The following is a 13,728-nucleotide window of genomic DNA, read 5'->3' on the forward strand; positions in this document are numbered from 1 at the left end:
TGGCGCAGATTTGTCGACCCGAGCCACAATTTCGCCGCGATCGCTTGGCATGACCCTCGGCTATGGCTCATAATGCCCGTCAAGGGTCAATCATGCCTAAACAAAACTCCGGCAAGGAGTGGCCGAGAGCAGAATCCGGAGCGCTCGATGCTCGAATTCGATAACGTGAGCAAGTCCTTCTGGACCGGGAGTCACCGGAAGATCATCCTTGACCGGGTGTCTTTCCGCATCGAACGCGGGCGCAACCTCGGGATCCTCGCGCCGAACGGCACCGGCAAGACGACCCTCATCAACATGATGGCCAATCTCGAGAAGCCGGACGAGGGCACGATCCGCCGGACCGCCAAGATCTCGTTCCCGCTGGGGTTCATGGGCGGCACCGTCAGCCGCCATTCCGCCTACGAGAACAGCCGCTACATCGCGCGGCTCTACGGTCTGGACCCGGACTATGTCGAGGCGTTCTGCCGCTGGCTCTGCGATCTGGGGGAATATTTCGACCAGCCGCTCGGGACCTATTCGTCCGGGATGCGATCCCGGTTTTCCTTTGCGCTGCTGCTGGCGCTCGATTTCGACATGTACCTCATCGACGAGGGCATGCCCAATTCAACCGACGTGGAGTTCAACCGAAAGGCGGGGGAAATCCTGCGCGAAAGGCTGGAACGGACGACGATCGTGATCGTGTCGCACCAGCCCCGCGTGCTCGAAGCCTTTGCCAACCAGGCCGCCGTGCTGATGGACGGCAAGCTCCACATGTTCGACTCCTTGGAAGAAGCGAAACAGCTCTATGACTACGAAACCCAAGGCTAGGAAGTTCCGCATCCGCCGCGCAACGCCCGGCACGCCCGCGTCGCACTCCGAACAGGACGCGGCACAGCGCCCGTCGGTGCGTCCGGTGGACACCGCGCCCGAGGCCGCGCCGACCGGGGCCGAATCCAGCATTTCCAGCGTCGCGCAGCAACGCGCGGCCGAACTGGCCCGCCGGGCGGCTGCCGCCGAGGCGGCCCGCCGCAAGGCCGCCGCCGAAGCCGCAGGCCAGCCTTCGCCCATTTCGGGCGGCGCACCGAAATCCACGCTCAAGGCTGCGGGCCGCACGGTCGCACCGCGACCCAAGCCCATCGTGTCCTCCGAGGGTGGCGAGACGGTCAGACCGTCGCGCCCGACGGTCGCAACGGTCCGCCCGCGCCCGGTGCTGCCCGCCGAGGGCGACACCGACAGTTTCCCGCGCCCGACGCCGGCCCCGGATGCACAGGCGGACAACGGCACCTCTGCCGCACCGCGCCCTGCGGCCCCCGACGAAACGGCTCAGCCGAGTGCCGAGGCCCCCGTGACCCCCGCCTCGACCGATGCCCGGTCTGGCGAGGTCGACAGCCCCCGCGTCGCGCGGGCGGATCTGGACATCGACACGATCCGCAAGGAGGGCCTGACGGGCCGCCAGCTGCGCATGGCGCGGCGCGTGGCGCAGAAACACGGGATCGCCGCGACCTCGGACTTCGACGCGGTGCGCCAGCTGCGCGCGCGCGGGATCGACCCGTTCGAGCGGACGAACATGCTGCAACTGGTCGTGCCGGGCGGCGCGTCGGGCAATGGCGGCGGCGACGAGCCGCCGGTGCAGCTGCCGCAGACGATCCCCGCCGGTCCGGGCCACAACCTGCCCTCGACCGAGGTGCGCCCGTCCGAACGCCGGGCCAACGAAATCTCGAAGCTGCAGCAGGAACTGGCCCAGCGTCGCCGCAAGCGGATGATGCTGCTGGCGGTCCGGCTGATGTTCTTCGTCTTTGCGCCGACCTTCCTGGCCGGGTGGTACTTCTTTGTCGTCGCCACGCCGATGTACGCGGCCAAGTCGGAATTCCTGATCCTGCAGGCCGACAACCAGGGCGGCGGCGGTCTTGGCGGGCTGCTGTCCGGGACCCAGTTCGCGACCAACCAGGATTCCATCGCGGTGCAGTCCTATCTGCAGTCCAAGGACGCGATGCTGCGGCTGGACCGCGACGTCGGCTTCAAGAGCCACTTTACACAGCCGTGGATCGACCCGATCCAGCGACTGGACCCCGATCCGTCGAACGAACAGGCCTACAAGATCTACAAGCGGAACGTGAAGATCGGCTATGACCCGACCGAAGGCGTGATCCGCATGGAAGTCGCCGCAGCCGACCCGACCGTCGCCGCGCAGTTCAGCGAGAACCTGATCGAATACGCCGAGGAACGCGTCGACGAACTGTCCCGCCGCAAGCGCGAGGACGGGATGAAGACCGCCCGCGAAAGCCTGGAACGGGCCAAGGCGGAACGGCGCGAGGCGCAGGAACAGCTGGTCGCCCTTCAGGAAGGCACCTTCATCGACCCCGAGGGGATCATCGCGGGCCTGAGGACGCAGATCAACAACTACGAGATCCAGCTGGCTGAGAAGGAACTGCAACTTGCGGCGCTTTTGGACAACTCGCGGCCCAACTCGGCCCGTGTCGAGGGTGCGCGGGGCGATGTGCAGCGGCTCAAGGCCCTGCTGGCCGAACTGAACGCAAGGATGACCGAGGCGACGTCGGGCGAAACCTCGCTGGCCGCCAAGGCTGCGCAGGTGCAGATGGCGCAGGCCGACCTGGCGACCGCTGACCTGTTCCTGCAATCCGCGCTGCAGAACGAAAAGCAGACCGAGCTGGAGGCGAACCGGCAGGTGCGCTACCTGACCACCTCGGTCCGGCCGGTCGCGCCCGAGGATCCGAGCTATCCGCGCGCCTTCGAGGACACGCTGCTGGCGTTCCTGATCTTCTCGGGCATTTACCTGATGATCAGCCTGACGGCCTCGATCCTGCGCGAACAGGTTTCGGCCTGATCCCCAAGGCGCGCGCCCGTCCGGTGCGCGCCTGCCTTTTCAGCGTGGCGATTGCCGCCTGCGACGATCCGCCGTCGGATTGTTCCAACATGGACCCGTTACAGGTTATGGATTAGATCGCGGCGGGCCGGTTTGGCCTGCTGCACAATTGCAGGCCCGCAAGGGGCCGGAATCAGAAAGCGAGACATTACGTGACGAAGCCGATTTCCACCGTTCAGCCGAACACCTGGTCCTTCATGCGCGATCCGATGATCAAGCCGACCGGGTTTCGCGAATACGATGCGCGCTGGAAGTATCCGGACGAAATCAACCTGCCGGGCATGACCGCTCTCGGCCTCGGGATCGGGACCCAGATGCACAAGCGCGGCGTGGAGCCGGTGATCGCGGTCGGCAACGATTACCGGGACTATTCCGTGGCGATCAAGAACGCGCTGATCCTCGGACTGATGCAGGCGGGCGTCCAGGTCAAGGACATCGGGCCCTGCATCACGCCGATGGCCTATTTCAGTTCCTTCCACCTCGGGGTGCCGGGCGTCGCGATGGTCACGGCCAGCCACAACCCGAACGGCTGGACCGGGGTGAAGATGGGCTTTGCCATGCCGCTGACCCACGGTCCGGACGAGATGGGTGAGCTGAAGGACATCGTGCTGAACGGCAAGGGCGAGTCGCGTCCGGGCGGATCCTGCGAATTCGTGGAGGGCGTGTTCGACGCCTACATGGACGACCTCGTCGGCGACTTCAAAATGAGCCGCAAGCTCAAGGTCGTCTGCGCGACCGGCAACGGCACCGCCTCGGCCTTCGCGCCCGCGCTGTTCGAACGGATCGGCGTCGAGGTGGTCGAGAGCCACAACGAGCTCGACTACACCTTCCCGAACTACAACCCGAACCCCGAGGCGATGGAAATGCTGCACGACATGGCGCATTCCGTGAAGGCTTCGGGTGCGGACTTCGCGCTCGGCTTCGACGGGGACGGCGACCGCTGCGGCGTGGTGGATGACGAGGGCGAGGAGATCTTCGCCGACAAGGTGGGGGTCATCATGGCCCGCGACCTGTCCAAGATTTACCCGAACTCGACCTTCGTGGCGGATGTGAAATCCACCGGGCTCTTCGCCAGCGATCCGGAGCTGATCGCCAACGGCGTGAAGGCGGATTACTGGAAGACCGGGCACAGCCACATGAAGCGCCGGGTGCACGAACTGGGCGCGCTGGCGGGGTTCGAGAAGTCGGGACACTACTTCATGGCCGAACCCGTGGGGCGCGGCTACGACGACGGGATGCGGGTCGCGGTCGAGATCTGCAAGCTGATGGACCGGAACCCCGACAAGTCCATGTCGGACCTGCGCAAGGCGCTGCCCGTCACGTGGTCCACGCCGACCATGTCGCCCTATGCGGCGGACGAGGAGAAATACGACATCCTCGAGCGCATCGTGCAGAAGCTGGTCGCCAAGGGCGAGGCCGGGGACAGCTTCGCGGGCCGGGCGATCAAGGAAGTCGTGACGGTGAACGGCGCGCGAGTGATCCTCGACAACGGGTCGTGGGGTCTGGTGCGGGCGTCGTCGAACACGCCGAACCTCGTGGTGGTCTGCGAAAGCTCGGAGAGCGAGGCGGAACTGCGCGCGATCTTCAAGGAGGTCGACGACGTGATCCGCACGGAGCCGGCGGTCGGGGATTACGACCAGACGTTCTGACGGGGCGGTGTGGTGGATTGTGGTGGTGCGTGACGAGCACGCACCCTACGTCCACGGCGCTTGCGCCCTTAACGGCCAATAAACCACATGTGTAGGGTGTGTGCTCCGCACGCACCTTTCCCTTAAGACCGGAACAGCTTGGTGGCCGAGAACATCTGCTCCAGCGCCTCGATCCGGTCCTTGGCGGCGTCCCACCGGGCCGCCTGCACCTCGGCGATCAGCGCCTCGACCAGCAGCATGATGGCGATCGTGGAATCCCACGACGACGGCGCCTCGACATGGGCGTTGAACACATGCGCCGCCGTGGCCGAGACGGGCGAGCCCCACTGGTCGGTGAACAGCACCACCTGCGCCCCGCGCTCGGTCGCCAGCGCAGCGAGGCGGGCGAGGTCGGCCTCGTATCGCCGGATGTCGAACAGGACCAGCACCGTGCCCGGCCCCATGTCGAGGATATACTGCGGCCAGACATTCGCGCTCTGCGACAGCAGCGTCACATTGGGGCGGATGATCTGCAGGTGGTTGAACAGGTAATCCGCGTTCGACCGGGTGATCCGCCCGCCCGCGATGTGGATCTGCCGCGCCGGATCGGCCAGCAGCCGCGCCACGGTGTCGAAGGCGGCGACGTCCAGCCGGTCCAGCGTGTTGCGCAGGTTGTCGGTGACGGCGGTGGCGAAGCGGTTGAGCGTATGCCCTTCGTCGGTGCCCGAGGACCATGCCGCCCGGCGGGCGATCGGTTCGCGGATCTGCGCCGCCGCTTCCTCGCGCAATGCGTTCTGCAGGTCCGGATAGCCTTCGAACCCCAGCTTGCGGGCCATGCGGATCACCGTCGGCGTCGACACCCCGGCGGCGGCGGCGAGTCGCGTGACAGACTGCAGGCCGGCGACCGGATAGTCGCGCAGCAGCACCTCGGCCAGCCCGCGTTCCGAGGCGGTCAGCTCGGACCGGCGGGCGAGGATCAGGTCCTTGACGATCTGGCGGGCGGGCTGCATCGGCGCTGCTCGATTTTGCTACAAAGGCGCATGTGGGTGTAGCAAAGACTACAACTTGTCCGTTGACAAGCCACCGGGTGGCGGTTCTGGTTGCGGCCATGACGATTGCCCAGCCTGACAGCATACTGAGCGCCGACGAGGGCGCGCCGGTCGAGGTTCTGAACCCCGGCGGGGCGGGCGATGTCGTTCTCGTCTGCGAACATGCCAGCGCCTTCGTGCCCGTCGCGCTTGATGGCTTGGGGCTGAAGGAGGCCGACCGGCTGAGCCACGCGGCCTGGGATCCGGGCGCGCTGGAGATGGCGCGGGCGATGTCCGAGGTGTTGGATGCGCCGCTGGTCGCCGCGCGGGTGTCGCGGCTGGTCTACGACTGCAACCGCCCACCCGAGGCGCCGGGGGCGATGCCCGAGAAATCCGAGGTCATCGAGGTGCCGGGCAACCGGGGTCTGACGGCAGAGGCACGGGGCGCGCGGGTGCGCGAGGTCTACGAGCCGTTCACTAAGGCCCTTGCTTCGGTTCTGGCCGCGCGGCAGGACGCGGCGATGGTGACGGTGCATTCCTTCACGCCGGTCTGGTTCGGACAGCCGCGCGACGCCGAGATCGGGATACTGCACGATGCCGATCCGGCGCTGGCGGAGGCGATGATGGCGCAGGCCGGTGCGTTGCCTGCACGCGCTGAGCTCAACGTGCCCTACAGCGCCGCCGACGGGGTGACGCATACGCTGAAGCTGCACGGGGCGGGGCGACGCAACGTGATGATCGAAGTGCGCAATGACCTGATCGCGACCGACGCGGCGGCGGCGGAGATGGGCCGCGCATTGGCAGTGGTGGTCAGGGACGCGCTGGAGGCGCTGGCATGAGGCGCTTCATCGCCATCGTGGACCGGATGAACCGCTGGATCGGGCGGGTCGTGATGTACGGGATCTTCGTGATGATGGGGATCCTGTTGTGGTCCTCCTATTCCAAGGTCTTCGCCACGCCGACGCTCTGGACGCTGGAAATGGCGCAATTCGCCATGGTGGCCTATTACGTGCTGGGCGGGCCCTATTCGATCCAGATGGGATCGAACGTGCGGATGGACCTGCTCTATGGCGAATGGTCGCTGAAGAAGAAGGCCTGGGTCGACGGCTTCACCGTCTTCTTCCTGATCTTCTACCTGATCGTCCTGCTCTGGGGCGGGCTGGCGTCGCTGGCCTACAGCCTCGGGGATTTCAGCGGCAACTTCTTCGCCTTCTTCGGGCGGGTGATCGGCGGGTTCGTCACCGGCGGAATCGAGGGCGCGACGGAGCCGATGGGCTATATCGAACGCTCGTCCTCGTCGTGGCGGCCGATCATCTGGCCGGTCAAGCTGATCATGTGCGTCGGCATCCTGCTGATGCTGCTGCAGTGCCTGAGCGAGTTCTTCAAGGACATCCTGCGCATCCGGGGTGAGGACATGGGGGACAAGGCCTGATGTCCTACGAGATGATCGCGATCCTCATGTTCTCGAGCATGATGCTGATGCTGATCACCGGTCAGCGGGTGTTCGGGGCCATCGGCTTTGTCGCCGTGGTGGCGGCGCTGTTCCTGTGGGGCGACCGAGGCGGCTATGACCTGGGCTTCGCCGCCGCGATGAAGCTGATGAAGTGGTATCCGCTGCTGACGCTGCCGATGTTCATCTTCATGGGCTACGTCCTGTCGGAAAGCCGGATCGCGGATGACCTGTACAAGATGTTCCACGTCTGGATGGGCGGGCTGCACGGCGGGCTGGCCATCGGGACGATCGGGCTGATGGTGCTGATCTCGGCCATGAACGGGCTGTCGGTGGCCGGGATGGCCATCGGCGCGACCATCGCGCTGCCGGAACTGCTGAAACGCGGCTATGACAAGCGGATGGTGACAGGGGTGATCCAGGCGGGATCGTCCTTGGGTATCCTCGTGCCACCCTCGGTGGTGCTGGTGCTTTACGCGATGATCGCGCGGCAGCCGGTCGGGCAGCTGTGGCTGGCGGGCGTGGTGCCGGGACTGATGATGGCCTTCTTCTTCATCGTCTACATCGCGATCCGCTGCCGGTTGCAGCCGGAACTCGGCCCGGTGCTGAGCCGCGAGGAGCGCAATGTTCCGATGCGGGAAAAGCTGCGCCTGCTGGGGGCAGGGCTGCTGCCGCTCGGCATCTTCTTCGTCATGATGGTGCCCTTCGTGAAGGGCTGGACCTCGCTGGTGGAAAGCTCGGCCATCGGGGCCATTGCGGCCTTCCTCGCCGCCGTGGTGAAGGGCCGGATGACGCGGCAGGTTTTCGAGACGACGGTGCGGAACACGCTGGGGATTTCCTGCATGTTCATGTGGATCATCCTCGCCGCGCTGGCCTTTGGCGCGGTGTTCGACGGGCTGGGCGCGGTCAAGGCGATCGAGAGCCTGTTCACCGAGAAGCTGGGCCTCAGCCCGTGGTGGATCCTCGTACTGATGCAGCTGAGCTTCATCCTGATGGGGACGTTCCTGGACGACACCGCGATGCTGGTGATCGTCGCGCCGCTCTACGTGCCGCTGGTCGGCGCGCTCGGCTTCGATCTCGTGTGGTACGGTGTGCTTTATACCATCACCTGCCAGATCGCCTACATGACCCCGCCCTTCGGCTACAACCTGTTCCTGATGCGCGCGATGGCGCCGCCCGAGATCGGGCTGAAGGACATCTACACCTCCATCATCCCCTTCGTGGGCGTCATGGTGGTGACACTCGTCGTGCTGATGCTGTTCCCCGGCATCGCGCTGTGGCTGCCGGACCTGATTTACAACAACTGAACCAGACCCCCGGACAGGGGGCGAACAACCCAACCCGAAACAGGGAGATAGAAGAGATGACGATTTCCAGAAGAAAGCTGCTCGGCGCCGCCGCGATGGCCGCGCCCGCGACGCTCGCCGCCCCGCGGATCGGGCGCACGCAGGAGCCGATCAAGTGGCGGATGCAGACCTATGCGGGCGCCGCCCTGGGCGAGCATGTGACCAAGCCCATCGTCGACTTCATCAACGAGGCGGCGGATGGCGAGATGGAGGTGGAGCTCTACTTCGCCGACCAGATCGTGCCGACGGGCGAGCTGTTCCAGGCGCTGCAGCGCGGCACCATCGACATGGTGCATTCGGATGACGACTCGATGGCCTCGCCGACGCCGGTGCGCCAGTTCGGCGGCTATTTCCCCTTCGCCACCAAGCACATCCTCGACGTGCCGGTGCTGTTCAACCAGTACGGCCTGGCCGACATCTGGAAGGCGGAATACGAGAAGGTCGGCGTGACATGGCTGTCCTCGGCCGGGCAGGATCCGTGCAACTTCAACACCAAGAAGGAGATCACGACGCTCGGCGATCTGGACGGGCTGAAGCTCTACACCTTCCCGACGGCGGGCCGGTTCCTGGCCAAGTTCGGCGTGGTGCCGGTGAACATCCCCTACGAGGATGCCGAGGTCGCGGTGCAGACGGGCGAGCTGGACGGCATGTCGTGGTCGGGCATCACCGAGGATTACACGGTAGGCTGGGCGAACGTGACCGACTACTTCCTGACCAACAACATCTCGGGCGCCTGGATCGGGTCGATCTTCGCCAACCAGGGACGCTGGGCGGATCTGCCGGATCACCTGAAGCAGCTGGTCATGGCCGCGATCAAGGCCGCCGACACCTATCGCAACCAGTGGTACTGGGGCGGCGAGGCGAAGCTGCGGGCGACCGGCGACAAGCTGGAACTGCGGTCCGTGCCGCCGGAAGAATGGGCCGAGGTCGAGAACGCGGCCAAGGAGTTCTGGAAGGAGATCGCGCAGGAAGGCGAGATCGAATCCAAGATCGTCGGCATCTTCGAAGAGTACAACGGCGTCATCAACCAGGCCGGACCTCCGTACACGTTCTGATCCGGGCCTGACCTGAATGAGCGCGGCCCGTTGGGCCGCGCACACCTTTACTTGGCGTATCCCGGCCGGTGGCCGGGATACGCGATGCCTCCGGCGGGGGGTGAGCGGCGAAAAAGAAAACGTCCAATGGACGTTTTCAGCCGCGAACGGGCGAAGCCCTGGCGGGTTGAGCCGGAGCCGACACCGCCCCGCATTGCGAATCCCGGGTCTCCGCGCATATGTGCGGGGGCCTTACCCGACCGACGACCCTGAAAGGACGCGACGATGCCCGGCAATCTTTCCTTCAACGATCTCAAGAAAGCGACCAAGGCGGGCGAGATCGACACGGTGCTGGTGTGCCTCGTCGACATGCAGGGCCGCCTGATGGGCAAGCGCTTCACCGCCGTGCATTTCGTGGAAAGCGGATGGGAAGAGACCCATTGCTGCAACTACCTGCTGGCCACCGACATCGACATGGCGACGCCCGATGGCTACGCCTCGACCTCGTGGGCGGCGGGCTATGGCGACTACGTGCTCAAGCCGGACATGGAGACGCTGCGGCTGGTGCCCTGGCTCGAGGGGACGGCGATGGTGCTGTGCGATGTCCTCGACCACCACACCCATGAGGACGTGCCGCATTCGCCGCGCGCGATGCTCAAGACGCAGATCGCGCGGGCCGAGGCGCTCGGCCTGACGCCGATGATGGCGACGGAGCTGGAGTTCTTCTTCTTCGAGGGGACCTACAACGACCTGATGCGCTCGGGCTATCGCGAGCTGAAGCCCTATTCGCCCTACAACATCGACTACCACATGCTGGGGACGATGAAGGAGGAGCACGTCATGCGGCCGATCCGGAACCATCTGGTCGCCGCCGGTGTGCCGGTCGAGAATTCCAAGGGCGAGGCCGAGGCGGGGCAGGAGGAGCTGAACATCCGCTACGCCGCCGCGATGGACTGCGCGGATCACCACACCATCGCCAAGCAGGCGATCAAGGAGATCGCGTTCCAGAAGGGCGTGTCGGCCACGTTCCTTGCGAAATGGAAAGCGGGGAAGGTCGGCTCCGCCGCGCATATCCACCTGTCGCTGTGGAAGGGTGGCACGCCTGCCTTCTTCGACAAGGACGCCCCGCATGGCATGTCCGACCTGATGAAGAGTTTCTGTGCCGGGATGCTGAAATACGCGGGCGACGTCACGTGGTTCATGGCGCCCTATGTCAATTCCTACAAGCGTTTCGCCAAGGGCACCTTCGCGCCGACCAAGATCGCGTGGTCGGTGGACAACCGCACCGCCGGGTTCCGCCTGTGCGGCGAGGGGACCAAGGGCGTGCGGATGGAGTGCCGGATCCCCGGCTCGGACATGAACCCCTACCTGGCCGAGGCGGCGCTGCTGGCCGCCGGGCTGAAGGGTATCGAGGAAGGGCTGACTCTGGACGGGCCGGTGACGGGCGACATCTACGACGATGCCTCGGTCCCCGAGGTGCCGCGTTCGCTGGGGGCGGCGACGGAGCGGATGCGCGCTTCGGCCATGCTGCGCGAGGCGTTCGGGGATTTCGTGGTGGACCACTACGTGCGCACGGCGGAGGTCGAGCAGGAGACGTTCGACGCCGTGGTGACGGACTGGGAAATCGCGCGCGGGTTCGAGAAGTCATGATCACAGGCGATTGCTCGCAATCGCCGGTCGGCAGAAGATCGCAGGCGATCTTCGAGAGACCACTGCGGTTGAGTTGGGAGCCGTCCGGCGCCTGAGCGGTGCCGCGCCACCCCGCGGGTCGTCCCGCCCCTCTGTTCCGCGAGGGTTACACGCGGTTCGATTGTGCTGAGTAAAGACAGATGACCAAACTCACCCTGATTTCCCCCATCGACGGCTCGGTGCTGGCCGAACGTCCGGTGATGTCCCTCGAGGCCGCGCAGTCCGCCGCCGATCAGGCGCGCGCGGCGCAGAAGCTCTGGGCGGCGCGACCGATCGAGGAGCGGATCGAGCTCGTCATGGCCGGGGTCGCGAAGATCGGCGAACAGACGGAGCGGATGGCGAAGGAACTGGCGCTCCAGATGGGCCGGCCGATCCGCTACGGCGGCGAGTTCGGCGGGTTCAACGATCGGGCGAGCTACATGGCCTCGATCGCCAAGGACGCGCTGGCGCCGATCATGGTCGAAGACAGCAACACCGCGAAGCGGATGATCAAGCGGCTGCCGGCGGGTGTCGTTCTGATCGTGGCGCCGTGGAACTATCCTTACATGACCGCCATCAACACGCTGGCGCCCGCGCTGATCTCGGGCTCCACCGTCATCCTGAAACACGCGACCCAGACCCTGATGGTGGGCGAGCATCTGGCCGAGGCGTTCCATGCGGCGGGCGTGCCCGAAGATGTGTTCCGGAACGTGCACTGGGATCACGACACGACCTCGGCCCTGATCGCGGAGCGCGCGTTCGACGTGGTGAACTTCACCGGCTCGGTCGGCGGGGGCCGCGCGATGGAGAAGGCGGCGGCGGGGACCTTCACGCAGGTCGCGACGGAACTGGGCGGCAAGGATCCGGGCTATGTCCGGGCGGATGCGGATGTGGACGCCGCCGTGGCCGGGCTGATCGACGGGGCGATGTTCAACTCGGGCCAGTGCTGCTGCGGGATCGAGCGGATTTACGTGCACGAGAGCCGCTATGACGAGTTCGTCGAGAAGGCCGTGGCGCTGGTCAGGACCTACAAGCTGGGCGATCCGATGGACCGGGAGACGACGATCGGGCCGATGGCCAACGTGCGCTTTGCCAGGGTCGTGCGGGATCAGCTGACGCAGGCGCTGGAGATGGGCGCGACCGCCCATATCGACACCTTCCCCGAAGATGACGGTGCGGCCTATGTCACGCCGCAGATCCTGACCGACGTCACCCACGAAATGGCGGTGATGACCGAGGAGACCTTCGGCCCGCTGGTCGGTATCATGCCGGTGCGCGACGACGACCACGCGGTCGAGCTTATGAACGACTGCCAGTACGGTCTGACCGTGTCGCTCTGGACCAAGGATGTCGAGGCCGCCGAGGCGCTCGGCGACCGGCTGGAGACGGGCACGGTGTTCATGAACCGCTGCGATTACCTCGACCCGGCGCTGTGCTGGACCGGCTGCAAGGACACCGGGCGCGGCGCGGGTCTGTCGGTGCTGGGCTACCACGCGCTGACCCGTCCGAAATCCTACCACCTGAAGAAGGGCTGACCCACATGGCACCGAAAGCCAACTGGTCCTATCCGACCGCCATCCGCTTTGGCGCGGGGCGTATTTCCGAACTGGCGGAGGCCTGCATCGCGGCGGGCATCCAGAAGCCGCTGCTTGTGACCGACAAGGGTCTGGCGGGGATGCAGATCACCAAGGACGCGCTGGCGATCCTCGATGGCGCGGGTCTGGGCGCGGCGATCTTTTCCGACGTCGACCCGAACCCGAACGAGAAGAACGTCGACGAGGGGCTGAAGGTTTATCGCGAGGGCGGGTTCGACGGCGTCGTGGCCTTTGGCGGCGGCTCGGGTCTGGACCTCGGCAAGACGCTGGCCTTCATGGCGGGGCAGGCGCGCCCCTTGTGGGATTTCGAGGACATCGGCGACTGGTGGACCCGCGCCGACCCGGCCGGGATCGCGCCCATCGTGGCGGTGCCGACCACGGCGGGCACAGGCTCCGAGGTGGGGCGCGCGGGCGTCATCACCAATTCGGTGACGGAAGAGAAGAAGATCATCTTCCACCCCAAGATGCTGCCCTCGGTCGTGATCTGCGATCCTGAGCTGACCGTGGGGATGCCGAAGCACATCACGGCGGGCACCGGGCTCGACGCCTTCGCGCATTGCGTGGAGGCCTATTCCTCGCCGCACTATCACCCGATGTCCCAGGGCATCGCGCTGGAGGGGATGCGGCTGGTGGTCGACAACCTGCCGAAAGCCTATGCCGACGGCGGCGATCTGGAGGCGCGGGCGAACATGATGTCCGCCGCAGCAATGGGCGCCGTGGCGTTCCAGAAGGGCCTCGGCGCGATCCATGCGCTGAGCCATCCGATCGGGGCGATCCATCACACCCACCACGGCACCACCAATGCGGTCTGCATGCCCGCCGTGCTGCGGTTCAACGCGGATGCCATCGCGGGGCGGTTCGACCGGGCGGCGGGCTATCTGGGCATCGAGGGCGGCTTCGAGGGGTTCAAAGCCTATGTCGACGGGCTGAACGACAGCCTCGGGATCCCGAAGACGCTCAAGGCGCTCGGGGTGAAGGATCCGGATTTCGCCCGCCTCACGGCGGCGGCGCTGAAGGATCCCAGCACCGGCGGCAACCCGGTCGAGATGACCGAGGCGAACACCCGCGCGCTGTTCGAAGAAATTGCCGGGTAGGCCATAGGGGCCGCTCCGGTTA

11 protein-coding genes are annotated in these 13,728 nt (G+C 66.0%); 10 read left to right on the top strand and 1 reads right to left on the bottom strand.

Annotated features, from left to right (window positions below):
- The first annotated feature begins 147 nt into the window (after positions 1-147).
- The 3 genes from ATO6_RS06065 (at position 148) to ATO6_RS06075 (ending at position 4,512) form a co-directional block, all read left to right on the top strand.
- Entirely contained in the window at positions 148-807 is a 660-nt protein-coding gene (locus ATO6_RS06065) for an ABC transporter ATP-binding protein (RefSeq protein WP_088622996.1), read from the top strand.
- Entirely contained in the window at positions 785-2,824 is a 2,040-nt protein-coding gene (locus ATO6_RS06070) for a capsule biosynthesis protein (RefSeq protein WP_088622997.1), read from the top strand. Before ATO6_RS06065 ends, ATO6_RS06070 begins: the two co-directional genes overlap by 23 nt.
- Before the next feature lie 191 nt (positions 2,825-3,015).
- Positions 3,016-4,512: a phosphomannomutase/phosphoglucomutase gene (locus ATO6_RS06075; RefSeq protein ID WP_088622998.1), complete on the top strand. Its 1,497-nt coding sequence runs from the start codon at positions 3,016-3,018 to the stop codon at positions 4,510-4,512.
- 122 nt (positions 4,513-4,634) lie between these two features.
- Here ATO6_RS06075 and ATO6_RS06080 read toward each other — a convergent pair whose 3' ends face one another.
- Positions 4,635-5,501 (bottom strand): MurR/RpiR family transcriptional regulator, encoded by an 867-nt coding sequence (locus tag ATO6_RS06080; RefSeq protein ID WP_088622999.1) that lies wholly within the window; start codon positions 5,499-5,501, stop codon positions 4,635-4,637.
- Positions 5,502-5,599: 98 nt separating this feature from the next.
- Between ATO6_RS06080 and ATO6_RS06085 the strand changes: the two genes are divergently transcribed.
- The 7 genes from ATO6_RS06085 to ATO6_RS06115 all read left to right on the top strand — a co-directional run bounded on the left by ATO6_RS06085 (position 5,600) and on the right by ATO6_RS06115 (position 13,706).
- Positions 5,600-6,358, top strand: coding sequence for an N-formylglutamate amidohydrolase (locus ATO6_RS06085; RefSeq protein WP_088623434.1), 759 nt, complete (start codon positions 5,600-5,602; stop codon positions 6,356-6,358).
- On the top strand, positions 6,355-6,951 hold the full coding sequence (locus ATO6_RS06090) for a TRAP transporter small permease subunit (protein WP_088623000.1): 597 nt from the start codon (positions 6,355-6,357) through the stop codon (positions 6,949-6,951). The genes ATO6_RS06085 and ATO6_RS06090 overlap by 4 nt, the downstream gene beginning before the upstream one ends.
- Positions 6,951-8,276: a TRAP transporter large permease subunit gene (locus ATO6_RS06095; protein ID WP_088623001.1), complete on the top strand. Its 1,326-nt coding sequence runs from the start codon at positions 6,951-6,953 to the stop codon at positions 8,274-8,276. Before ATO6_RS06090 ends, ATO6_RS06095 begins: the two co-directional genes overlap by 1 nt.
- 56 nt (positions 8,277-8,332) lie before the next feature.
- On the top strand, positions 8,333-9,370 hold the full coding sequence (locus ATO6_RS06100; RefSeq protein WP_088623002.1) for a TRAP transporter substrate-binding protein: 1,038 nt from the start codon (positions 8,333-8,335) through the stop codon (positions 9,368-9,370).
- 264 nt (positions 9,371-9,634) lie between these two features.
- Positions 9,635-10,999: a glutamine synthetase family protein gene (locus ATO6_RS06105; RefSeq protein ID WP_088623003.1), complete on the top strand. Its 1,365-nt coding sequence runs from the start codon at positions 9,635-9,637 to the stop codon at positions 10,997-10,999.
- A gap of 179 nt (positions 11,000-11,178) precedes the next feature.
- Complete coding sequence (locus tag ATO6_RS06110; protein ID WP_088623004.1) at positions 11,179-12,552, top strand: aldehyde dehydrogenase family protein; 1,374 nt, start codon at positions 11,179-11,181, stop codon at positions 12,550-12,552.
- A gap of 5 nt (positions 12,553-12,557) precedes the next feature.
- A complete protein-coding gene (locus tag ATO6_RS06115) occupies positions 12,558-13,706 on the top strand; it encodes an iron-containing alcohol dehydrogenase (protein ID WP_088623005.1) in 1,149 nt (382 codons plus the stop codon).
- Positions 13,707-13,728 lie beyond the last annotated feature (22 nt).

This window comes from Oceanicola sp. 22II-s10i (assembly GCF_002210105.1).
GTDB lineage: Bacteria > Pseudomonadota > Alphaproteobacteria > Rhodobacterales > Rhodobacteraceae > Pseudooceanicola.

Excerpts from the sequence above, each read along its gene's own strand:
- ATO6_RS06065 (WP_088622996.1), top strand. The coding sequence starts at position 148 with ATGCTCGAATTCGATAACGTGAGCAAGTCCTTCTGGACCGGGAGTCAC.
- ATO6_RS06080 (WP_088622999.1), bottom strand. The coding sequence starts at position 5,501 with ATGCAGCCCGCCCGCCAGATCGTCAAGGACCTGATCCTCGCCCGCCGG.
- ATO6_RS06115 (WP_088623005.1), top strand. The coding sequence starts at position 12,558 with ATGGCACCGAAAGCCAACTGGTCCTATCCGACCGCCATCCGCTTTGGC.
- ATO6_RS06090 (WP_088623000.1), top strand. The coding sequence starts at position 6,355 with ATGAGGCGCTTCATCGCCATCGTGGACCGGATGAACCGCTGGATCGGG.
- ATO6_RS06110 (WP_088623004.1), top strand. The coding sequence starts at position 11,179 with ATGACCAAACTCACCCTGATTTCCCCCATCGACGGCTCGGTGCTGGCC.
- ATO6_RS06100 (WP_088623002.1), top strand. The coding sequence starts at position 8,333 with ATGACGATTTCCAGAAGAAAGCTGCTCGGCGCCGCCGCGATGGCCGCG.
- ATO6_RS06085 (WP_088623434.1), top strand. The coding sequence starts at position 5,600 with ATGACGATTGCCCAGCCTGACAGCATACTGAGCGCCGACGAGGGCGCG.
- ATO6_RS06105 (WP_088623003.1), top strand. The coding sequence starts at position 9,635 with ATGCCCGGCAATCTTTCCTTCAACGATCTCAAGAAAGCGACCAAGGCG.
- ATO6_RS06070 (WP_088622997.1), top strand. The coding sequence starts at position 785 with ATGACTACGAAACCCAAGGCTAGGAAGTTCCGCATCCGCCGCGCAACG.
- ATO6_RS06095 (WP_088623001.1), top strand. The coding sequence starts at position 6,951 with ATGTCCTACGAGATGATCGCGATCCTCATGTTCTCGAGCATGATGCTG.